Source organism: Sporosarcina sp. A2 (assembly GCF_050858885.1).
In the GTDB taxonomy this organism is placed as follows: Bacteria; Bacillota; Bacilli; order Bacillales_A; family Planococcaceae; genus Sporosarcina.
Genome location: NZ_CP193898.1, coordinates 330542 through 353351 on the forward strand (window position 1 = coordinate 330542; position 22810 = coordinate 353351).

Genomic DNA, 22810 nt, shown 5'->3' on the forward strand with positions numbered 1-22810 from the left:
TTCCATAGAGAGAAGGGAAGTACAGTGTCGTTACCTATCGAAACCTTACTAGAACGAATCGGGATCACATCGCCGTATTCCATTTGGATTGCGAAAGACGAGTTGCAGCAAGTCTATGCACTCACAAATGTAACTGGAATGGCTCCCCCTATAACGACAAGGCGCCCCGGTAAACCCGTGCAAGTCTTAAGAGACGAAGGAAGAAGTGTTATACAGTTCACGTATTCACAAGAATATCGCGTCATTTTACTCATCGAAAAGAGTCAGGTAATCGCGGATACGGATCTCGCTATACTCTTCGACTTCCTACATAAAGGCTACTCTGAATATGCGGATGAAACCGGACGTGCAAAATTAGCGCGTATTGTCGACAGCATCAGTTACACAACCGCATCGCTCGATTTGGAAGACGTGTTCTCCAACATTTTGACTCATACGCTCGACGTTATTACGAATGCCGATTATGGAACACTGTGGTTGTTCGATGAAGATCGAGGGAAAATCGTCTGTAAAGCATCAGAAGGGTATTGTTTTGAAGAGATTCAGCAAATGGAGTTTGAATTAGGGGAGGGTCCAGTTGGCCACGCATTTGAAGTTGGGAATCCGGTGTTAATTACCGATTCTAGCGATTTAGACTACGATAAAGTCAAACGGATTTCACTGGAAAACAGACAACGCTGGGGCAGACGGGTAGAAGATAGTACGAATGTGCGATCCGTCATTGCCTATCCAATAGGTGTCGATGACCGTATTGAATGTGTCATGTACCTCGGGCAGATCAATTCTGAGCAAGTGCTGACGGAGCGCGATCTGTGGTTACTTCAAATCTTCACGACTCAAGTCGGCATCGCGATTCGCAATGCCAAACAGTTCGCAAACATTCGGGAATTGAATGACACACTCCTTCAACGGGATGCAATCCATGCAACGCTATCAGATCTTTCTGTCCGAAACTTAGGAACCGAAAAGATGCTGGAAGAGTTAGGCAAGATGGTCGGACAACCATTAGTATTTGCAGATTTGTTGATGAACGAAATGACGCCAGCGTCTTCAACGTTGCCTGCTGGACTCTCGTTTGGTACGTTGCTTGGAATCATCCAACAAGAAGAACTAACAAAGCGGATTGAAATGAATCCGTCAGGGGATGTTGTATTGTATCCGATTCGATCAGGATCCGTAGTCCTCGGATGTTTAATTGCAATACAGGGAAAGTCAGTGACACGTCTTGGTGAACTCGCGCTTGAACAGGGAAGTGCTGTGCTCGCTCTAGAACGAGTTCAAAAGCAAAATGTGCTCGCATTTTATTATAAAAACCAACGTGAATTGTTTGATGAACTACTCCACGCAAAAGATACCGATGAATTGCAGGAAAAAGCAGAAGCACTCGGAATCCACGATAAGGAAGGATTTGCGGTTGCCATCATACAGGTTATGGGTTGTTCAGATCCGCAAGAGCTGGAGGCACACATTTTTAGATTGATTGCAAAGTTGCGTTCTTCTTCAAGTACTCATATCCAGACCGTTTTCGGCTGGCAAAACAAAGTGATTGTCCTGGTAGGGGTGGATGGACCAGCAGAGTTAGTTATTTTTGAACGTAAACTTGAGGGATTGATGAATCTCGACTCGGAAAATGAAGCAACTTATATATTGCATGGCGGAATCGGTTCACTCGTTAATATGTACAGTCAAATAGAACGAACGTATCGGGAAGCGGAGATAGCACTGACAAATCCAATTGCCGGTACTCGAAATTATCAGCTCGTCCGATACACAGATATTGGAATAAGCCGATTGTTCACGAGTCGGAACACGGAAGAAGTAAGTAAATTTCTAACGGATATTTTTGGACCGCTGCACGAAGCAGATCGCTCAGATGGGACGTTGGAAGAAACGTTGCTGGCTTATTTCAACTGTAATCGCTCAGCAGGCGAAGCGGCAAACTTACTTCATGTCCACATCAATACGTTGTATCAACGATTGAAAAAGATTGAAGAAACACTAGACCTTTCATTGAAACAGGCAGATGATGCACTTCAACTACAACTCGCTTGCTATTTACGGCAGCGAGCTTGAGGGGAGAGCCAAAAACACCGCCACAATCGAGAAAGTCGATTGTGGCGGTGTTTCTGTTCTACATCATCGTATCGTCATCTGAACGACGGCGAGCTGCGTCACGCTGTTCTGTGAAATCTGGTTCATCCCCGAATTCTGTTCCTAAATTAGAATTCGAAAACGTGCCGTAATCGAGATCATTTTCACGCCCATCATTCGTTTCGAACAAAATTCCAAGGCTGACAATCCCGCTTATACCGACGAGTGTATAGACAACTCTGGATAAAATCGAGGCTTGTCCTCCAAATAACGTAGCAACTAGGTCAAATTTGAATAAACCGATAAGACCCCAATTCAAGGCGCCGATAATGACAAGTACTAGCGCGATTCGCGAAACAGTTCGCATGCTGTCAACTCCCTTTTCTAATTAGGATTTCATTTCATTCTAAAGAAATTCATCCATCCTTAGCGTTTGTCAAAAGTTGTTTTTCATACATCGTTTCACAAACTAAAAGAGATGCGCTTATAGATTTCTTAGTTGTATTGTTTATTAACGATTCATGCGGTCACTCGAAAACAAATATTGGTCAAAGTAAAGCTCTTTTCGTAACTGTGTAGAATGGCTAAGTAGCGTATGCAGTCGACCATTTTGTTGTTGAACAATGTGCATAGATACAGGAACAGTTACTGTAGCTCCGTTTGAAAATGTAAGCAACGTTGTCGATTTGTCGATTTCTGTTGGTGTAAAGAAATGATTGAAAATATAGCAACACGTTTCATGTTTAGAGGAGCTAGTCGGAAAAACACCTACATCTTGTGAGACTAGAAATGGCGGCTTATGTTTAAACTTCAAAACAGCACTTGCCACTTTCTTCTGTATTTGAACGGTGGACTGATTATGTAAGCAGGCTAAGTGCAGAAGTTGCGCAGGTGATTTCTTTGATGTGTACGTCCCATGCAACGTGACTATTTTGGAAAGACTCCCTAAATCATCTTTGTACGCAATAAGCGCCAACGCCTGACTATCCAGCAAATAACTCTCACAATTCATCATATAGCCATCTCCTATAACTGTTTAATGGTCCCATTATACGACATATCATTTAGTTCTAAAAGTATGAATATAACACTAATTTCCGACATGATTCGTCATTTTATGAAGCTATAGTAACGGATAGGTCGTTAGGGAATTCGTTGATGATTAGATAAGAATCATGAACGTATTTACGAATTAATAAGTTTAATGAGTGACTTACCAAAACGAAATCTCCAATTTTTGAACCAAAATAGTCGATAGCTGTTTTGTGTTCGAAATGCAGGGTAAACGAATTAAAAAGGACGTGGCGTAGTATGGCACTTGACTATGACTTGGATTATGAAAATCTAGACCTCCGCAAACAACCTGAATTGTACCGAGTAGGTAGAGGTGAAAAAGGTGTCTTGCTTGTTGAACCGTATAAAGGAGAGATCCTTCCGCATTGGCGATTTAAGACACCTGAGATTGCTAAAGAATCTGCTGATAAAATTTGTGAGCTTTTTGAAGAGTATCGAAAGGACGATGATTTTGTTGGTATGGACATGTCTCGGAAGTTTATCCAAATGGGGTACACGCGTGCACGTCGATATACTAACTACAAAGGTGGACGTAAGTATAACGAAGACGGCTCGATTAAGGAACGGCAAATCGACGAAGAGAAAGCAAAGTCCGCAGCAATTTTCAAAGAGCGTTGGGATGCAATACGTGAGGATGAAAATTATTTGAAACGTAAGAAAGCTTATCAGAAGGAGTATGGGTGATTTATATAGGGCTATTATTCAACGTATTTTACGTTGAGAACTGGAATGAATATATATGTTGTGTGAAACATAACCTCTTTTATAGGCACATGAAATGAAACCGTTTTCAAAAAACTCTTTACATTTTATAATGAACCCTGTATAGTTCCGAATAGTTATAACATTATAATCTAATCGACAGAGGTGGGGGAAGTGAAGATAGACAAATCCGCAACTACACCGCTTTATTCACAAGTGGAAGTAACTTTAGAAGAGAAGATTCTCTCAGGACAATGGGACGAGGGTTTTCAAATACCTACGGAAACGGAATTGGCAAAAACACTTGAAGTGAGCAATATAACAATCAAGCGTGCGATTATGAATCTCGTTGACAAAGGAATGCTTGTTAGACAACGTGGTCGCGGTACATTCGTGACGGGTCAACGATTGGAGAAAAATATTCACAAATCTGAGTTCATTAAAATGGATGAACAAGTGAGCAGTGCCCATGATTTGCTCTCCAGTGGTAGCCATGGTTTGTATCCAAGTATTGCAAAAAAGTTAAAGAAGCCAGTGGAGACGGAATTTGTTTATTTGGAACGAATCGGTTATGAAGACGGAGAAAAGGTTTCGTTAGAATATACATATATACCTCAAGAAATTTGGCCGAAAAATGAGCCAATCATCAATAAGGATGCTTTCATCTATGATGTTTTGAAGAAAACGTGTAAGGTCACACTCAAACGTTCAAAAAACTACTTTTCAGGTGCAGTTGCAAATGAAAAGGAAGTGAAACTACTCGGTGTCCGTCCAAATACTCCACTATTTGTTTGGGAACGTATTACGTTTGCAGATTCTGGAGAATGCGTTGAGTATTCCAAGTTTGTCATGAAACAGGACAAAGAGAAATATTATATGGAACTGGAACTAACATAAACACTAGAAACTGTGCTTGGCATAGTTTTCTATTTAACATAAAGTTATAATGTTATATTTAATTATCCAAGTAAGTGATTCGGTGTAAAAAGACGGAATAATTAATCAACGCGTAAGGGATGGTGGGGAAATGAATATGGGGAAAAGAAAGTGGAAGGTAAAGCCTCCTACGACAACAGCCTTGCTGATGTTCATGATTGTACTTGTGGCGTTGCTAACGTATATCATTCCGGCAGGACAATTTGATCGGATGATGGATGAGAAAACGGGGCGTGAACTGATTGTTGCAGATAGTTTCAGTTATACCGAACAATCGCCAGTAGGCATAGGAGGTGTTTTATCGTCAGTATTCGGAGGTATTGTCGGTGCTGCGGAAATTATCGCGTTTGTTCTAATCGTTGGGGGCGTATTTGGAGTCATCGTAAAGAGTGGAGCTATTAACGCTGCGCTAGCAAGACTAATTCATCGGTTAAAAGGGCGAGAGTCAATATTCATCATCATCGCGATGACTGCTTTTGCAATCGGTGGGGCAACGTTCGGCATGGCGGAGGAAACGCTACCCTTTGTTGCGATTGTGCTAGCTGCGACTATGGCAATGGGATATGACCGTATCGTGGCGGTTTCCATCGTTGTTGTCGGTGTATATGCAGGCTATTCGGCGGGACCATTGAATCCGTTTAACGTTGGGATTGCTCAAGGTATAGCCGAACTACCGCTATTTTCGGGGATCGGATTACGATCTATTTTAATGATCGGTGGACTTATTATCGCCATCCATCACACATTGAGATATGCAAAAAAGGTCAAACTGAATCCTAAGACAAGTTTGTTGATAAATGAAGAAGAAATTGAGACAGATGCTACGATACTAGAAAATTTGACGATGACGAAACGCCACAAGATGATTATGGCGGTACTTGGATTATCCCTTGTGGCACTTGTGTTTGGGGTTTTAAAATATGGATGGTATTTAGGTGAAATCTCAGCGCTTATGCTTCTTATGGGAATTGTCATCGGTATGATTGCGTTTAAAGGAAGTTTCAATCAGTTCACGGATGAATTCATGAAAGGTGCTGCCGACATGACAGCTGCTGCATTAATTATCGGACTTTCTCGGGCGATACTTGTTGTCATGGAAGAGGGCCAAATCATTGATACATTAGTGTACGCGGTATCCGTTCCTCTAGGTAGCCTTCATAGTGTATACGCAGCATGGGGTATGTATATTTCACAAGGATTGATTAACTTCATCATTCCATCTTCGACGGGGCAAGCTGCGGTTGTTATGCCAATCATGTCGTCCATCAGTGATGTTATCGGGATTAATCGCCAAATTGCGGTTCAAGCATTTCAGTCAGGGGATGGCTATTGGAACATGATTACACCTACACATCCTGTACTGATGGCCGCGCTCGGAATCGCTGCCGTTCCTTTCGGAAAGTGGGTACGTTTTGCAGGACCGCTAGTTTTAAAATGGACGATTTGGACTATGATTATCTTGGCTGTAGGGGTATGGATTGACTGGGGTCCATTTTAATAAGATGAAACATTATAACATTATAAACAAATAGATAAAACATACAACTTGGAGTGATTACAGATGAATAATTCATTGAAATGGACGATTATCGGTGGAGGTAATGGTGGACAGACAACTGCAGGGCACTTAGGAATGATGGGATTTGACGTTACAATTTACGATATTTTCGAAGAGACGATACAGGCGATTAAAGAGCAAGGGGGTGTTTATCTACAAGATGCTTTGACTGGATTTGGAAAAGTCGTGTGTGCGACGACTAATATGGAAGAAGCATTGAAAGATGCGGATGTTGTCTTTGTGACGGTCCCTGCAACAGCACATCGAACAGTGGCGGAGTCATGTGCTCCGTATTTAAAAGATGGTCAAATTGTCATTCTGAATCCTGCCGCTTCATTTGGATCATTAGTGTTCCGAAAAACATTGGATGATGAAGGCTGCAAAGCTAACGTTACATTAGGAGAAACGAATACATTGCTTTATGGTTGTCGAATTGTAAAACCGGGCACTACACAAGTGTTTGGACTGAAAAATCGTATATTAACGGCTGCATTACCGGCAACTGAGACGGCACGAGTTGTAGAAATACTTCAAACTGCATTTCCACAGTTTGAAGCATGCGAGAGCATCCTTGTTACTAGTTTTGATAATACAAATCCTATTTTACACCCGGCAACTACATTATTTAATACGGGGATAATCGAATCTGAGCAAGAGTGGAGATTCTATGTGGATGGGTTTACACCTAGTATTGGACGCTATGTTGAACGAATGGATGAGGAACGTCTAGCCATTGGAAGGGCACTTGGGTTGGAATTGTTATCATGCCTGCAACAGTTGGAGGTTGAGTATGATGTATTTGAAGACACGTTGGCCGAATCCGTCAACAGAAATCCGGTTTATCAGGATATAGGAGGACAAAAGACGTTGGAAACTCGTTATATAACGGAGGATATACCAATGGGGCTCGTGCCTTTTATAGAGATAGGTAAACTGTTGGGACTTCCTGTTATTCATATGGAAACAGCTGCAACAATGGGGCAATTGCTGCTCGGACGGAGCTTAATGGATGAGGCACGAACGCTTGAAAACTTAGGTGTGGCAGGTATGTCTGGGAATGAATTTCTTGAATTTGTTCAAACTGGTCGAAAATGATGACGGGAGATATGCAGTTTAATAGAATTTAGTTGCAAAGGTTATCCAGGTGACTCTGGGGGGAATAGTACGTGAAAGAAGTAAGCCCTAAAGGAGGAAACTTTATGCACACGTTCAACAACGCGGTGCTTATTTATAACAAGCATGCAGGAGATGATGATGTAGAAGCGAAACTCGCAGCGGTTGTGCCGATCCTTGGAAAGTCAGTGAAAGAATTAACGATTGTGAGACCGGATAGTCCTGAAGAAATGGCCCGTATCTGTGAAGCTTCATGCGACATGGATCTTGTTGTAATAATGGGTGGTGACGGCACTGTTCATCAATGTGTAAATACTATATTCACTCTTCCAGTCCGACCGCTTTTAGCCATTTTACCAGGCGGGACGTCGAATGATTTTACTCGCACACTTGGCATTCCTCAAGACTTGCGTGAAGCAGCGGAAGCATTAGTGAATGGAGAAATCCGTGCAATAGATATCGGTAAAGAAGGGGATCACCACTTCATTAACTTTTGGGGAATTGGACTGGTTGCGGAGACGTCTGAAAATGTGAATGAAAACCAAAAGAAGAGTTTTGGATCGCTGAGTTATATAGCGAGCACGATTCGTACGGCGCGTGCTGCAGAAAGCTTTGAGTACCATATTCTCGCTGACGGTGCAGATTTAAGGGGAGAAGCAGTCGCGATCTTTGTGTTGAACGGAAGCTCTCTCGCGACGACATCGATTCCAATTGCAGCAATCAGTCCTTCTGATGGGAAACTAGACGTGCTTGTTATGAAAAACTCCAATTTAGCGATGTTGCGGGAGCTACTTTCCCTTCGGAATCCGGACACGACAAACGAACAACTCGATATGCTGGAGTATATCCAAGCGAGTGAGCTAACTATAAGAGCTGCTGGCCAAGAGAAAGTAGATATGGACGGAGAGTTATATGAGTTTCAGTCGGGACGGATTGAAGTGTTAAAAGGACATTTGAACATGTTATGCCCTAGAGCAACATAAATTATGAGAGCGCTTCGTCTTGCGGACGAAGCGTTTTTGCGTTGAGGAATTTTAGAGGTAGTGGGTGGTAGGAATCTGAAGATGTCGGCCGTTATCGGAAGTATGACGCTGACAATCGGAACTATGGGCGCATGAATCGGCACCAGGCTATCCACACTGACATAGGTTACCTCAAGCGTCGATTTGCCTTCTCGATCAGTCAGTACCACATTTCCATCACTGCCGCGGTTTTGTCGATCACTCATATGCGATTGTCCCACACTTCACGAGGTTTCTCCGACACAACAGAGAGTTTGTCGATAACAGGCTACAATTCAACACCGTTAAGGGATTAATTGGTAGCGCTTCGCTTGTTGCAAGACGGGCTATTCCACAGTGACATAGGATACCTCAAGCGCCTATTTGCCTTCTCGATCAGTCAGTACCACATTTCCATCACTGCCGCGGTTTTGTCGATCACTCATATGCGATTGTCCGACACTTCACGAGGTTTCTCCGACACAACAGAGAGTTTGTCGATAACAGGCTACAATTCAACACCGTTAAGGGATTAATTGGTAGCGCTTCGCCTGTTGCAAGACGAGCTATTCCACACTGACATAGGTTACCTCAAGCGTCGATTTACCTTCTCGATCAGTTAGTACCACATTTCCATCATTGCCGCGGTTTTGTCGATCACTCATATGCGATTGTCCGACACTTCACAAGGTTTCTCCGACATATCAGAGAGTTTGTCGATAACAGCCTACAAATCAACACCATAAAGGGATTAATTGGTAGCGCTTCGCTTGTTGCAAGACGAGCGGGACGGCTGGACGAGAGAATCGGCAAGATCCAAGGCGTTATCGGAAGTATGACGCTGACAATCGGCATCAGCCCTCAATTCTCCCCAATAAACACATCAAAAACGCACCGAATCAAATTCGGTGCGCTTCTCCTACTTATTTAAATACTTGCGCAGCCTTTACCGCTTTTTTCCAACCTGCATACAACTCGTCGCGCTCTTGGTCGTCCATTTCAGGTTCAAATTGACGATCCAATTGCCATCGGTCCGCGATTTGGGAGCAGTCTTTCCAAAATCCTACAGCGAGCCCAGCGAGATAAGCTGCCCCGAGAGCCGTTGTCTCGTTAATAGAAGGTCGTTCGACGGGTACGCCTAGCAAATCAGATTGGAACTGCATTAAGAAGTTATTTGCAACTGCACCGCCATCGACACGCAATGATTTCAAGGAGATGCCGGAGTCAGCTTCCATCGCATCCAAGACGTCTTTCGTCTGGTACGCGAGTGACTCGAGCGTCGCGCGGATGAAATGCTCTTTTGTAGTGCCACGTGTTAATCCGAAAACAGCACCGCGTACATCACTATCCCAGTGCGGAGTTCCGAGTCCGACAAATGCAGGGACAACATAGACGCCATCAGAAGAAGTGACGCGCTCTGCGTATTCTGCACTTTGCCCTGAATTTCGTATCATCCGCAGGCCGTCTCGTAGCCACTGAATGGCTGACCCAGCAACGAAAATACTACCCTCTAACGCATATTCCACTTTACCGTCAAGTCCCCATGCAATTGTCGTGAGTAAGCCATTCTCGGACTGGACCGCTTCTTCACCAGTATTCATCAACATGAAACAGCCCGTGCCATACGTGTTTTTCACCATACCTTTTTCAAAACACGCTTGCCCGAATAAGGCAGCTTGTTGGTCGCCAGCAATACCAGCAATCGGAACTTCACGACCGAAAAACTTACTTGCTTCAGTATGTGCGTAAACTTCAGAAGAAGGGCGAACGTCCGGAAGCATAGCAGCAGGTACGTCTAGAATCTCAAGTAACTCTTCATCCCATTGTAAATCGTGGATATTGTACATCATCGTACGCGAAGCGTTAGAGTAGTCCGTAATGTGAGCAGTGCCACCTGATAATTTCCATACAAGCCATGTATCGATTGTTCCGAATAACAAGTCGCCATTCTCAGCTTTCGCACGTGCTCCTTCAACGTGATCGAGAATCCACTTTACTTTAGTCCCTGAGAAATAAGGGTCGATGAGCAACCCCGTCTTCTTACGAATCAAATCGGCATGTCCTGCGGATTTGAGTTCTTCACAGATACTAGATGTCTGGCGGGATTGCCAAACAATTGCGTTATAAATAGGATTACCCGTCTTTTTATCCCAGACAACGGTAGTTTCTCGTTGGTTTGTAATTCCGATTCCAGCAATCTGATCTGGTGAAAGGCTTTTCTCGGATAAAACGCCTGCGATGACTGACAAAATCGAACTCCAAATTTCGATCGCATTATGTTCGACCCAGCCGGTTTGCGGGAAATACTGTTTGAATTCCTGTTGCGCGGTAAAGACAGCTTCCCCTTGTTTATTGAACAAAATCGCACGTGAACTGGTCGTTCCTTGGTCGAGTGCAAGCATGTATGTCTCTTTCATACAATTTCCTCCCAGCGTATAGGGCTCCTGTCGCCAGAAGCATTTTCTTCAGTCTATCATAGTCAATGGGATAGCCAGAAATCTCATGTATGTAAAAACCCCTTGCCAGTAAAACAGGCAAGGGGAGGGGTGATTAAAATTTGTCGGTACGATTTGGATTCGTATTAGTAAGATCGGATTTGAAGGTCACATCATCCGTTACGCCTTCACGATTCACTTCAACTTCTTCGCGTTTTAGCGTTTCGTCAACATGCTCCGTCTCAGTTACTCTCTTTTTGTTAATAACAATTTCTTCAGTAACAACTGGCTTTTTAGTAACCTCGATGCGTTCTTCAGTCACAGGCACACGAATTGTTTCTTCACCGAAAGCAGTTGAACCTTGGAAGTTTTCTTCATTTCTATTAGATAGAGCGTCATGAACAGGGCGTCGTTCAATTGTGATTTCTCCATGCTCTACAGGGATGTCCATCGATTTATGTTCTTCGACCACGTTCTTTTCAACAGTGACTTCGCCTGTTTGGACATACTGTTTATCCATATTCAACTGTTCTTCATGAAGCTCCATCGTTTCTGGGACTTCTTCGATTGTACGGTTAAGACCACCCGCGTTACGTAACTGCTCCGTATTCACAGTATTTGTATGAGCATCCGCAGTGTGGTCGAAATTACCTTGTAAAGAACCATTATCACGATCGGATCTTAAGCCACCTGCCATACCAAGCGCATCAGTTTGTGTATGTTCTGCTAAATTCGCATCGTTGGTTGAATCACTTTGGGAGTATCGGCTGTTCGCGTCGTTACGTAGTGTATTTGCTTCGCCTTCATCTACATAAAGCAACATGGCGCCGTCGTGGATTTCCTGTGTATATCGATCTTTTTCAGCTTGGCTTAAGCCTGTATCACTTAATAGATTGTAAATATAATCTTCACCTGATAAGAAGTTCATGAACTTGTCCATCAACGAGTCTTCTGGTGTTTTTACTTCAGCATCTGTACGGCTGCGAAGCATGTGTAAGTCATCTTTATCTTTAGCAATTACGTAAACATTATCATCTAAAATTCCTGTAGCTTTTAGTTCCCGTATTTTTGAAATTACTTCTGTTTCAGTTTGGAATGTCCCAACAAATCGCTTTTTGTTATTCATGTTCAAGTTCCTCCTCGGGATTTTTAAGTTAAACTTTTGTGGTGGTTATGTGGTGTTAGATAATGTATACCCGAGGGTTCATCTATGAAAACCTTTTTAAGTCTAAAACAATAATTGTCATAGCCTTGTAATCTTTTCGTTACATGAGAAAGTTTGAATTTGCAACAGCATTCATCAAAACGAGCTTGAATAATTGCCTAATCTACTAGGTTTTTAGAGTAGGCAGGAGAACCTTGGTTTGGTACACTTGTCTCTAACATAAATCATGAAATTTGTATGTAGTAGGGAGTGGGGAAATGGAGAATTTAGCATTAATTAGCGTAGTCGCCGTACTCGCTTTAGGAATATTTTCCCAATGGCTTGCTTGGAGGATTCAGTGGCCATCGATTGTCATCATGTCGATTGCAGGATTGCTCATTGGTCCCGTTTTAGGATTAATCAATCCAGAAGCCGCACTCGGTGACTTGTATGGGCCCCTAATCTCACTTGCGGTTGCTGTTATTCTTTTTGAAGGCAGTTCAAATCTTGATATTCGTGAAATTAAAGGGATTTCAAAATCCGTCACACGCATTGTCACAGTTGGTGCGTTTCTCGCATGGATTCTAGGTTCCCTTGCCGCTCACTTCTTCGCAGGGTTGCAGTGGGAGATCGCCTTCATTATAGGAGGATTATTCGTAGTCACTGGGCCGACTGTCATCATTCCATTACTTCGGAATGCAAAGCTAAAGTCACGGACTGCAGCTGTCTTGAAGTGGGAAGGGATCATTGTCGATCCAGCAGGACCGTTACTTGCGCTATTCGCGTATGAAGTAATTAAGGTTTTGAGCAATGATAACTTAACAATGAGTAATTTGCTTAGCTTCTTCGGAGGTGCAGGTCTGGCGATTCTTTTAGGACTTGCAGTTGGGTTATTCATATCGGTTATGGCGACAAAAGGTCAATTTCCGGAATACTTGAAATCACCGATCGTTCTGGCACTAGTCCTAATCTGTTTCATGTTGGCAGAAGTAATCATGCACGAAACAGGAATGCTTGCAGTGACGGTGATGGGTCTAACTATTGGCCGTTCCAAGAAATACGTCTCATCAATTGGCAACCTCGGTCATTTTGTTGAAAACGTCTCGGTCATGTTGACTTCGACTGTATTCATCCTCTTGACCGCGTCATTACCGAGAGAAACGATTGCACAAATGTTTACATTACCAATCCTCGCGTTCGTTTTAGTAACATTGTTCGTCGTGCGTCCATTGTCCGTATGGATCTCAACGATTGGTACCGAATTGAATCGAAATGAAAAAATCTTAATCGGTTGGATTGCGCCACGCGGAATTGTTGCACTTACAGTTGCCGGATACTTTTCAAGCATCCTCGTAAATGATGGGTATGAAGAGGCAAGCCTACTGACCGCTTTGACGTTTGCACTCGTTATCATTACTGTGTGTGCACACGGATTCACGATTGGTCCACTTGCGAAAAGGCTACACTTGGCAAGCAACGAACCCCCGGGTATTTTGATTATTGGCGCTAGTAACTTCAGTGCATCTCTAGGGGAACAGTTGAAAAAACTAGGAATTCCAGTTCTTATTATGGATCCCTCAAGAGGACGGTTGAATTTAGCCACGGCTAAAGGCGTTGAAACATTCGAGGGACAGATTTTGTCGGAACAAGCACGTTTCGCAGTAGACTTAACACCTTATAATACGATCGTATCAATGACTGGGGACGCTTCCTACAATGCGTTGATAGCTCAATCATTCGCACCTGAATTCGGTTTCAACAATACGTTTTCACTGCCGGTTGCGTTAAATCATCAGATGAATGAATCGGAGTTACCTATTTCATTAAAAGCACATATCTTATTCCGGGAAGATGCTACGTTCACAGAGCTGAATCGGAAGGTCAATACAGTGTATGAAATCGGGGAAATCCTCATTACTGAGGTTGAAAATGAGGACAATTGGTTGGATGAAATACCAAAAGAGATCACTCCACTATTTATTAAAAAGGAGAGTGACCTGATCGTATTTGTGACATTACGAAAGAGAGTCAATCTTGAAGAAGGGGACATTTTAGTCGTCCTGCGACCCAAGGTAGAGAAAAAGGAGCCAACCGCTTAATAAGCGGTTGAGCTCCTTTTGTTTACCATTATACGATATGTGAAACTTCTTGTGACTGGCTTTCAAGTTCAGCAGCCGAAGACGCGAGATGGAGGAATGCCTCCATAGCAGTTTCAATATCTTTTTTACAATCATCGATATTGGCTTGCGCACTATCAGTACCCGAAGCTATTAAATTAACTTGTTTTGTGATCGCATCTATACCGTCGCGGACTTCCACAATCGAAGCTTCAACATTAGATGAAAGTTTGCGCACTTCTTTAGCGACAACGTCAAAACCACGTCCATGCTCACCAGCACGTGCCGCCTCAATTGCAGCATTTAATGCAAGTAAATTCGTTTGAGAAGCAATCGTACGGATCGTTTTGACGATTCCTTGTATATTTTCAGAATGTGTTTGGAGCACTTCGAGGTTATTCGTATTGGTATGAGAGACATCAGCGAGTGCTGCAATGCGCTTTAACAAGTCTTCGTTGCGACTTCTTCCTTCATCGGCTTGCTCAGTAAGTGACTGCGCCATTTGGTTGAGTTCTGCTACTACACCTAGCGCGATGTCTTGACGTTTGGTTACGTCCGTTGCAACTTTTGTAACTCCGAGAACGGTCCGTTTGTCTTGGCTGAATACAGGCATGTACGTCGCCTCAAGCCACACGACAGAGCCATCTTTCGACTTTCGTTTGATTTTACCGGAAGATGCGATACCTTTCTTTAAATCTCTCCACATGGACGTATAGGAAGGGCTATTTACAAACTCAGGGAAACATAGTTTTTCATGGAGCATGCCAACCATTTCTTCCGGACGGTAGCCGACAGCAGCCGCAAACTTTTCATTCACATAAGCAATACGTTTGTCTGTTCCAAATCGAATGATTGCTAAGTTATCTTCTAGTGCGCTGACTACGAGTTGATCGGATACCGTTTCAAGTATGGATACGTTCAATTAGATTCCTCCTAATGTTATACAATGAATATCTTTCCAGTATACATTCAGTGAACCATTTGTACTAGTGAAATTGATTTCTGGATGAATTTTAATTGAGAGTAACTGAAAATGGTTTCATGAAACTGTAAAATGTAACCGAATAGTACACAACAGAGTTTACAATAAAAAAGACTTCGGAAGCTGATGTTCAGCCTCCAAAGTCTAGTACCTATCCATATTTATTTTTTAAAACTCACGTTTAGTCGGATGTTCTTCGAAGAAATCTCCGCGCATTGTATCATCTGTAGTTAAGTCTTTCCGAGTTAACTGTGGTTCCTCATCTATTGTACGTTCAGTAACCGGATTCACAGAATCCTGAAACTCTTGACGGCGTTGTTTTTGCTCGGAATCGCGACCAAGTTCGCCAGCAAAATCAGTAATTTCAAGTCCGTTTGAAATCGAATCGTCAGCTGCAACACTGAATTCCGAACGCTCAACTGGTCGTTTGTCGATAGGTTCTGTATGTTCGTGATAGTCGTGCGCTTGTTGCGGAACAGACTCTCCAAATGCAGGTTTTTCAGGTGTCCGTGTAACGCCAGCGCCTGGAGGTTCTACCCATGTATTCGCACCTAGATTCGGATCCCCTACATTTTCACCGATGCCGAAAGGTTTGCCGATTTCTTGATGCTGTCCAGGCATATCGCTGTTTTCATCCACATAGAGCAACATGCTACCGTTATTAACATCTTGATAAAAACCAGCTCTTTCATCTTCGTTAAAACCGAGATCATCCATCATACTGCGCACGCGATCTTCACCCGTCATGAAGTCCATGAATTTGTCGAGCCATGATTCGTGTGTTGTTTGAATCTCCGCATCCGTCCGACTTTGTAGCATTTTCACGTCATCTTCACTTTTAGCGATAACGAAGATTTGGTAATCTGCATAACCTTCCATCTTCAATTCTTGTACCTTTGCCAATAGTTCCGGCTCTGTATGAAACATTCCGATAAATCGTTTTCCATTCTCCATGTATAAACGCCTCCTGTAAATTAGACTGCTACTAGCTTAGTAGAACGAGTTGTTAGTATTGCAATACCCGAGCAACAACTTCCAGAAACCTCGGATGTAGTCACATACAGGAACGTCATCGATTTGTAATTAAGCTGTCATGGAGAAAGAAGTCGAAAAACACGGCAATTATTGAAAATGTTCTTAATTTCAAATTAACTATTGATTATATAATCTGAACATTTATAATAGTTTATACATAAAAGGATAAATAAGGGGGAATTACATTGCTTACATTTGTTTCAGCAATCTTTTTGTTACTTGCGGGGTACTTCGCGTATTCCAAAGTCGTAGAGAAAGTTTTTGTGATCGACGATGCACGTAAAACTCCAGCGTACACGAAGACGGATGGCATGGACTATGTACCAATGAGTTGGTGGAGAGGTTGGCTGATCCAACTATTAAATATTGCAGGACTAGGGCCCATTTTTGGCGCAATCGCAGGTGCGCTTTACGGACCTGTCGCATTCATATGGATTGTATTAGGAAGTATCTTTGCTGGAGGTGTCCATGACTACTTCTCAGGAATGCTCTCCCTGAAACATGGCGGTGCACAATTTCCAAAGTTAGTCGGGGAATACTTAGGCAGCACAGTCCGAAAAGTGACGAGTGTTGTTTCTATCGTATTAATGGTGCTCGTTGCAGCTGCGTTTACAGCAGGTCCAGCACAACTGATCGCTTCCATAACACCTATCACATTCACGATGGCATTAGTAATTGTCTTCATTTACTTTGCATTAGCTGCAATTCTTCCTATTAACAAAATCATCGGTCGGATATATCCCATTTTCGGTGCAATCTTAATCATCATGGCAGTATCGATTGCAGGGGCACTACTTTTTGGGACTGCTAAGATTCCTAACTTAACTTTTAAGAATCTGCATCCTGGGGAACTACCAATCTGGCCGCTGTTAATGGTGACGATCTCATGTGGAGCCATTTCAGGATTCCATTCAACACAAAGCCCGATTGTCTCGAGAACGATGAAGAAAGAATCAGAAGGACGTAAGATTTTCTACGGTGCAATGATTGGAGAAGGAGTTATTGCTTTAATATGGGCAGCTGCTGGAATGACCTTTTTCGGTGGAACAGGGGGTCTGCAAGCCGCACTCGCTGCTGGTGGACCTGCCGGGGCGGTTAACGAAATCTCTGGTACATTGTTAGGAACGTTTGGTGGAATTCTAGCAATTCTTGGCGTGATTATCTTACCCATAACTACAGGGGATACAGCATTGCGTTCTGCACGAATGATGCTGACAGAAGCCACTGCTTCCAAGTTTAATCCTGACAAGAGATCGGTTATTCTACTCGCAACTGTAATCCTAGGTGTACCGATGTTTTACTTATCAACAATCGATTATTCGTTTTTATGGCGTTATGTAGGTGGAACCAATCAGTTTGTCGCAGCAATTATGCTTTGGACGGCTACTTCCTATCTTTTACGAGAAGGACGCGCACACTACATTGCAGGAATACCGGCTTTGTTCATGAGTGGCGTTGTAACGACCTATTGGTTGTATGCTCCTGAAGGATTACATCTGGGGTATGGTGTCTCTGTGATGCTTGGGTTAGTAGCGGTTGTAGCACTCGCCGTTTTCTATGGTGTTAAAATCATTCAGTCACGTAAAGCGATTGCGAAACAAGTTGTACCGAAAACGATTTAACTAAGGAAGGTGCTCATCATGCACCTTCCTTTCGTGTGTTAGAAAACCAAGTGAAATAATAGAGTGTTATGCACAATAACGGTCATCGTGTGTTTAAAGTACTATTTTCACTACGTATATTTAATGTGCCAATACATCTATACATGTTGAAAAGTGTTTAGTTTTATAGTCATATGGGTATAGAGTGAAGAATAAATAGATTAGAATAAATAGATAAGCATAGGAGAACATGATGATGAGTGTACACATACAAAACTTACAAGAATCCATACAGTCGTTGCGAAACCATGGTCGGTATAATGAAATGATAGAAGCGTGTTACCAACTGTTACAAGAGGCAACTGATCTTGGGGACCGTCAATTGCAAATGGACGCCTATGTGAATTTCGCACTTGGTTTTTACAAAATCGGGGACATTAAAGATGCATTTTTGTATATTGAAAAACATGCGATGCTATGTGAAATCTATGGGAATGAATCAGATGAATTGGATTCCAATCATATATTTTTCCTGTTATATGAGTATACAGGGAATTATGTGAAGGCAAAGCATGTGCTTGAGAATACAATCGTACTCGGATCGAAACTCGGAAAGTACAATCTTGTCAGCGAGAATTGCAGTGAGCTTAGTTCTGTATTAAGTTGCACTGGAAACCATGAAGAAGCGTTGAGAGTCGGAGAGAAAGGTGCGAGAATTGCCGCACATCATGAGCCATACTGTCCTTTTTTACTCATGAAAGCGACGCTGGCAGTTGCCGAAGCACATTTTGGATTGAAGGATTTTGAAACAGCCAAGTCACTTATTCAGACGGTAGTTCAAGATTCTGTTTTAGAAAGTTATGCAAAAGAAAAAGCGAAATGCTATCGGCTATTAGCTGAAATGCAAAGAGTGCAGCAGAAACCGATAGACGCGTTAGCAAGTTTGGCGATTGCAGAAGACAGCGCTAAAAACGCCAACAATTTGAAGCAACAAAAAGAAATTCAAGAAGTGCAAATCGAACTACATAGTGAGCTAAAAAATTTTGAAAAAGGTTTTGAAATTCAAGCAAGACACATTGAGCTTCTCAAGGAAATCCATTTTCAAGACACGGTGAATGCAGCAATGAAACTCGAAATGAAAGTGAAGTTGCAAGAACTTGAGAGGCAAGCGAATACCGATTTTTTAACTGAAGTTTCCAGTAGAAGAGCGCTTGAAGAGACTGCGAACGAATGGCTTACCCAAGCTTCCTTATCTGAAGAGAATGTTGTATGCATCGCTTTTGATATCGATAATTTGAAGACACTGAATGATACGTATGGGCATGCATTCGGCGATCAGGTCATTCGTCGAATCGCTCGAGTATGTAGTGATTTGCTTCGGAGGAGTGATATCACTGGAAGAATTGGTGGAGATGAGTTCGTATCAATCCTGAAAGGAATCACGGTTGAAGCTGCTTATAAGAAAGCACAACGGATGCTTAAAGCGGTAAACGGATTATCATTTGAGCAGAACGGTGAGAAACTCTCTTTAACTTTAAGTATCGGGCTAGCTGAAAATGCATACGGAAGCATTAAAGAGTATGACAAACTCTATCACAAAGCGGATATTGCATTGTATCGTGCAAAAAATAAAGGGAAAAACCAAGTATGTATTTATAGAAATGAGACATATTAAAAGTTCTGCGCTGTTTTAAGGAATGTTTTTCGGATATTCATAAATTACTCAGTGTTTAAATTGTGAACAAACAAGCACATAAAAACTTCTTGATTTGGTTAGGAAACAGACACAAAAAAAGCGAGCAAAACAGTAACGCAAGAACTATTTTTATGTTAAAGTATTCACCGTAGATTATTCATAAAGGCTTTCAGTCGATTGACTGCATCCCAAATAAAAGGAGATTTTTAAAATGGGTAGAGTAGAACAAAAAGTAGCTTTAGTAACAGGTGGCGCATCAGGTATCGGTCTTGCGTCTGCACAATTGCTTGCGAAAGAAGGCGCTAAAGTTGTTATCGGCGATTACAATATTGAAGGTGCAAAAGTAGCTGCTGAAGAAATCAAAGCAAACGGTGGAGAGGCATCAGCTGTATTCTTGGATGCAACTAAAGAAGATTCAATCAAAGAAGCGGTTGAATTCACAGTGAACACATACGGTTCAATTACGATCTTATTCAATAACGTTGGAGGCACAAATCTTAAAAAAGACTTGGATGTTGTCAACATGGACTTGGATGAATGGGATCGTTTGATGAATATGAACTTGAAGAGTGTCTTGATTGGTTCACGTTTCGCAATTCCTTACATGCAAAAAGCAGGTGGCGGTTCAATCATCAATACTGCTTCAACTGCTGCAGTAGCAGGAGATACTATTCGTTCAGCGTATGGTGCTTCTAAAACAGCTGTTACGGGTCTTACTCGTTACATTGCAACACAATACGGTAAAGACAAAATCCGTTGTAATGCAATCGCACCAGGTCTTATTTTAACTCCTGCTGCAGAGGCTAACTTACCTGAAGAAGTACGCGAAATCTTCATGAAGTATAATGCGCTTCCATACCACGGTGAGCCTGAAGATATCGGTAACACTGTTGTGTTCCTAGCGTCTGATGATTCTAAGTTTATGACTGGTCAATTGCTTGTAGTTGATGGTGGTCATTACATGACAAGCCCAACAATTTCTGATGTTCAGGATTACGCGGCTCGTATGCAAAAATAAATTTCCCTTTAGAACTCCTTCTTTGCCAATTTAGGTTGGTGAAGAGGGAGTTTTTTGGCGTTTTGTAAAGTTTACAGTGTTGATTTGCGATGCATGCGGACGCTTTTCGCGGGCTTGTCCTCAGTCTCCTCGTTCGCTTCGCTCCCCGCGGGGTTTTCGGACTTCGCTTATTCCGCAGGAGTCGCGGCGTTCCGCTTCAATCAACGTGACTTGTGGGAGATAGATACATCATTAATAGTGTTGATTTGCGCTGCATGCGGTCGCTTTCCTAGGGGCTTGCCCTAAGCCGCTTCCTTCGCGTTGCTCAGTCCAGGGTCTTAGGACTGCGCTTATCCCTAAGGAGTCGCCGCATTCCGCTTCAATCAACGGGACTTGTGGGAGTGTGGTATTCCATTACTATAGGAAAGAAGTACAAACTCAGAGAGAGAGAAAGAAGATAATCAAGCGGAATTTAAGAATGGTAGGTTAGGAGGAGGGAATAAAGGGAATGTTTCTGTAACTGATTTGTTTTGGGACGGGGGGAAGGTCGTTGAAGAGGGTGATGGTGTTGGTGTTTTCGGGGAGTTTGGTGTTTGGGTCAGCTGGTTCGGTGTTGGCGGTTGAGGATATTGAGGAGCAGGATGAAGAGGAGGTTGTTGAGTGTGAAGACGTTGCGGTTGAAGTTTTGGGAAAGGATTCACCGGAAGACTTATTAAAAGAGTGCGAAACGGATGCTGTTATGGATTCCGCAGCTTCTGAAGAAAGTGTACATATTGAGGGTGAAGATGAGGGGAATACAACGTGTAGTGAGGGAAATCATGAGGATGTAGTGAATCTTGGTGATGAAGTGAAGGAAGAGACTGTTATAACTAAGGATCAGACTGTGCTTGAATCGTCACCCAGTAATGAGAGAACTGAAGAGACAGTGCTTGAAACGACGGTAGATGATGATGGAGAGATTTCTTGTTCTGAAACGGATGCTCAAGTAGAGCTGTCGGAAGAGGAAGGTCCTGAGGGAACTAGTGAGTCTACATCCCGAGAGTTAGGGGACGGTTCGATGTCTAGTTCAGAAGGCGAAGTGGAGAAAGAGGTTACAAAAGAAGTTGTTGTGGATATGAATGAAGAACCTTCAAAAGTTCCATCAGAAGTAGATGAAGTTAAGATGAAACATGTGGAAAAGGATGAACACGTCGAACAACCTAAAGAACTTGATACAGCACCAGATACATTGTCAGCGAATCCCTCTGATACAACTGAAGGAATTGTAAGGACGGCTAGTATTGAAAATAGTCCCATCATTCAAACGGAAATTGAAATTGAAACAGTTAGGCAAAGCCAATCTTCTAACGAACCTTGGTCTAATACAAACAATGCGTCAGGGAGTGGGGATTTGTCCGTCTATAATGGCTCTGAAAATTGGAGCGAAAGTTCTTCTGATTCGAATCATTCTTACTCACGGCCAAATGGAAGTCTGCAATCCGGAGGCAACTCGTATAAAGGGACGAGTACAAATCGATTGCCGCAAACAGGCGGCTTCATGGATCAGACACGAGTAATTATAATTAGTAGTTTACTAATTGTGTTAGGAGTCGTCTTACGACTTGCATCATCACGGACACGAAAAATGAATTAAGGGGTGCAGGGATGAAAAAGATCATTCGCTGGACTGGTAACGTATTGGTATTAGCGGGTATATGTTTACTTGCGTGGCAGTTCTTTGGAACGCAGAAAACTGAAAACGTACAGAATCAGCAATTGGAAGCGTTCGCGAGTTTAAAAGCAACAGTAGCAGTCCAACCAGAAGTCTCAATTACGGGGACAACAAAGCAATCAGTAGAAAAGAAAAAAGATGTGCACATGCCACAAAAGGAAATTGGAGACTTAGTCGGTGTTTTGTCAATCCCACAAGTTGACGTCAAGGCACCTGTAACGTATGGAGCGACTCCAGCTATATTAGATAGTGGGTTCGGAGCGATTCCAGGAATGGATGAACCGGGGATTCAAGACGGAAGCTACGCAATTGCCGGTCATCAGTCGCATGTATTTGGCCAGTTTTTTAATCGATTGGATGAACTGGAAACCGGTAGCCGATTCGATTTTGAAACAGTGGATGAAACGCAGATGTATGAAGTGTATGAAACTCGCATCGTCTTACCTGAGGAAGTGGACGGCATAGCGAAAGAATCAGGTATTGCTAAACTGTCTCTCGTCACGTGTTATCCACAGAACAGTACCAAGCATCGGTTAATCGTCATGGCAAAGCGTGTAGACAAATGAATCAAGTCAACACAAAAAGCAGACAAAAGGTGCGTCTGCTGTTCATGTTTC

General features: G+C 42.7%; 18 protein-coding genes. 12 read left to right on the forward strand and 6 right to left on the reverse strand.

Annotated features, from left to right (window positions below):
- The first annotated feature begins 24 nt into the window (after window positions 1-24).
- Window positions 25-2073 carry a helix-turn-helix domain-containing protein gene (locus ACRPI0_RS01470; protein ID WP_432354311.1) on the forward strand — a complete coding sequence of 683 codons (2049 nt, stop codon included), beginning with the start codon at window positions 25-27 and terminating at the stop codon, window positions 2071-2073.
- A 58-nt stretch (window positions 2074-2131) separates the two neighbouring features.
- Here the strand turns inward: ACRPI0_RS01470 and ACRPI0_RS01475 are convergent, their stop codons facing one another.
- The gene (locus ACRPI0_RS01475) at window positions 2132-2458 is read right to left on the reverse strand and encodes a DUF378 domain-containing protein (protein ID WP_432354312.1); all 327 of its coding nucleotides are present in this window, start codon (window positions 2456-2458) and stop codon (window positions 2132-2134) included.
- 144 nt (window positions 2459-2602) lie between these two features.
- Window positions 2603-3106, reverse strand: coding sequence for a competence protein ComK (locus ACRPI0_RS01480; RefSeq protein WP_432354314.1), 504 nt, complete (start codon window positions 3104-3106; stop codon window positions 2603-2605).
- 296 nt (window positions 3107-3402) lie between these two features.
- On the opposite strand from ACRPI0_RS01480, the gene ACRPI0_RS01485 reads away from it, so the two are divergent.
- The 5 genes from ACRPI0_RS01485 (at window position 3403) to ACRPI0_RS01505 (ending at window position 8457) form a co-directional block, all read left to right on the forward strand.
- The gene (locus ACRPI0_RS01485; RefSeq protein ID WP_432354315.1) at window positions 3403-3849 is read left to right on the forward strand and encodes a DUF4385 domain-containing protein; all 447 of its coding nucleotides are present in this window, start codon (window positions 3403-3405) and stop codon (window positions 3847-3849) included.
- 192 nt (window positions 3850-4041) lie between these two features.
- On the forward strand, window positions 4042-4764 hold the full coding sequence (locus ACRPI0_RS01490) for a GntR family transcriptional regulator (RefSeq protein ID WP_432354316.1): 723 nt from the start codon (window positions 4042-4044) through the stop codon (window positions 4762-4764).
- A 136-nt stretch (window positions 4765-4900) separates the two neighbouring features.
- Window positions 4901-6301: a YfcC family protein gene (locus tag ACRPI0_RS01495; RefSeq protein ID WP_432354317.1), complete on the forward strand. Its 1401-nt coding sequence runs from the start codon at window positions 4901-4903 to the stop codon at window positions 6299-6301.
- A 63-nt stretch (window positions 6302-6364) separates the two neighbouring features.
- Window positions 6365-7456 (forward strand): NAD/NADP octopine/nopaline dehydrogenase family protein, encoded by a 1092-nt coding sequence (locus ACRPI0_RS01500; RefSeq protein ID WP_432354318.1) that lies wholly within the window; start codon window positions 6365-6367, stop codon window positions 7454-7456.
- Between the two features lie 104 nt (window positions 7457-7560).
- On the forward strand, window positions 7561-8457 hold the full coding sequence (locus ACRPI0_RS01505; protein ID WP_432354320.1) for a diacylglycerol/lipid kinase family protein: 897 nt from the start codon (window positions 7561-7563) through the stop codon (window positions 8455-8457).
- Window positions 8458-9398: 941 nt separating this feature from the next.
- On the opposite strand, the gene glpK is transcribed toward ACRPI0_RS01505, so the two are convergent.
- Together glpK and ACRPI0_RS01515 are read right to left on the reverse strand one after the other, a co-directional pair.
- A complete protein-coding gene (glpK, locus tag ACRPI0_RS01510; protein ID WP_432354321.1) occupies window positions 9399-10892 on the reverse strand; it encodes a glycerol kinase GlpK in 1494 nt (497 codons plus the stop codon).
- 133 nt (window positions 10893-11025) lie between these two features.
- Window positions 11026-12036, reverse strand: a complete 1011-nt coding sequence (locus ACRPI0_RS01515; RefSeq protein WP_432354323.1) for a YsnF/AvaK domain-containing protein — start codon at window positions 12034-12036, stop codon at window positions 11026-11028.
- 296 nt (window positions 12037-12332) lie between these two features.
- On the opposite strand from ACRPI0_RS01515, the gene ACRPI0_RS01520 reads away from it, so the two are divergent.
- A complete protein-coding gene (locus ACRPI0_RS01520) occupies window positions 12333-14153 on the forward strand; it encodes a cation:proton antiporter (protein WP_432354324.1) in 1821 nt (606 codons plus the stop codon).
- Window positions 14154-14181: 28 nt separating this feature from the next.
- On the opposite strand, the gene ACRPI0_RS01525 is transcribed toward ACRPI0_RS01520, so the two are convergent.
- A complete protein-coding gene (locus ACRPI0_RS01525) occupies window positions 14182-15093 on the reverse strand; it encodes a methyl-accepting chemotaxis protein (protein ID WP_432354325.1) in 912 nt (303 codons plus the stop codon).
- Between the two features lie 228 nt (window positions 15094-15321).
- Window positions 15322-16107, reverse strand: a complete 786-nt coding sequence (locus ACRPI0_RS01530) for a general stress protein (protein WP_432354326.1) — start codon at window positions 16105-16107, stop codon at window positions 15322-15324.
- A 266-nt stretch (window positions 16108-16373) separates the two neighbouring features.
- Here ACRPI0_RS01530 and ACRPI0_RS01535 point away from each other — a divergent pair, with 266 nt between their 5' ends.
- From ACRPI0_RS01535 to ACRPI0_RS01555, 5 genes are all read left to right on the forward strand, one after another.
- On the forward strand, window positions 16374-17810 hold the full coding sequence (locus ACRPI0_RS01535; RefSeq protein WP_432354327.1) for a carbon starvation CstA family protein: 1437 nt from the start codon (window positions 16374-16376) through the stop codon (window positions 17808-17810).
- Window positions 17811-18045: 235 nt separating this feature from the next.
- Window positions 18046-19464, forward strand: coding sequence for a GGDEF domain-containing protein (locus ACRPI0_RS01540; protein ID WP_432354328.1), 1419 nt, complete (start codon window positions 18046-18048; stop codon window positions 19462-19464).
- 232 nt (window positions 19465-19696) lie between these two features.
- Window positions 19697-20503 carry an SDR family NAD(P)-dependent oxidoreductase gene (locus ACRPI0_RS01545; RefSeq protein ID WP_432354329.1) on the forward strand — a complete coding sequence of 269 codons (807 nt, stop codon included), beginning with the start codon at window positions 19697-19699 and terminating at the stop codon, window positions 20501-20503.
- Between the two features lie 529 nt (window positions 20504-21032).
- Window positions 21033-22115, forward strand: a complete 1083-nt coding sequence (locus tag ACRPI0_RS01550; RefSeq protein ID WP_432354330.1) for a hypothetical protein — start codon at window positions 21033-21035, stop codon at window positions 22113-22115.
- A gap of 11 nt (window positions 22116-22126) precedes the next feature.
- Window positions 22127-22759, forward strand: a complete 633-nt coding sequence (locus ACRPI0_RS01555) for a class D sortase (RefSeq protein WP_432354331.1) — start codon at window positions 22127-22129, stop codon at window positions 22757-22759.
- Window positions 22760-22810: the final 51 nt, after the last annotated feature.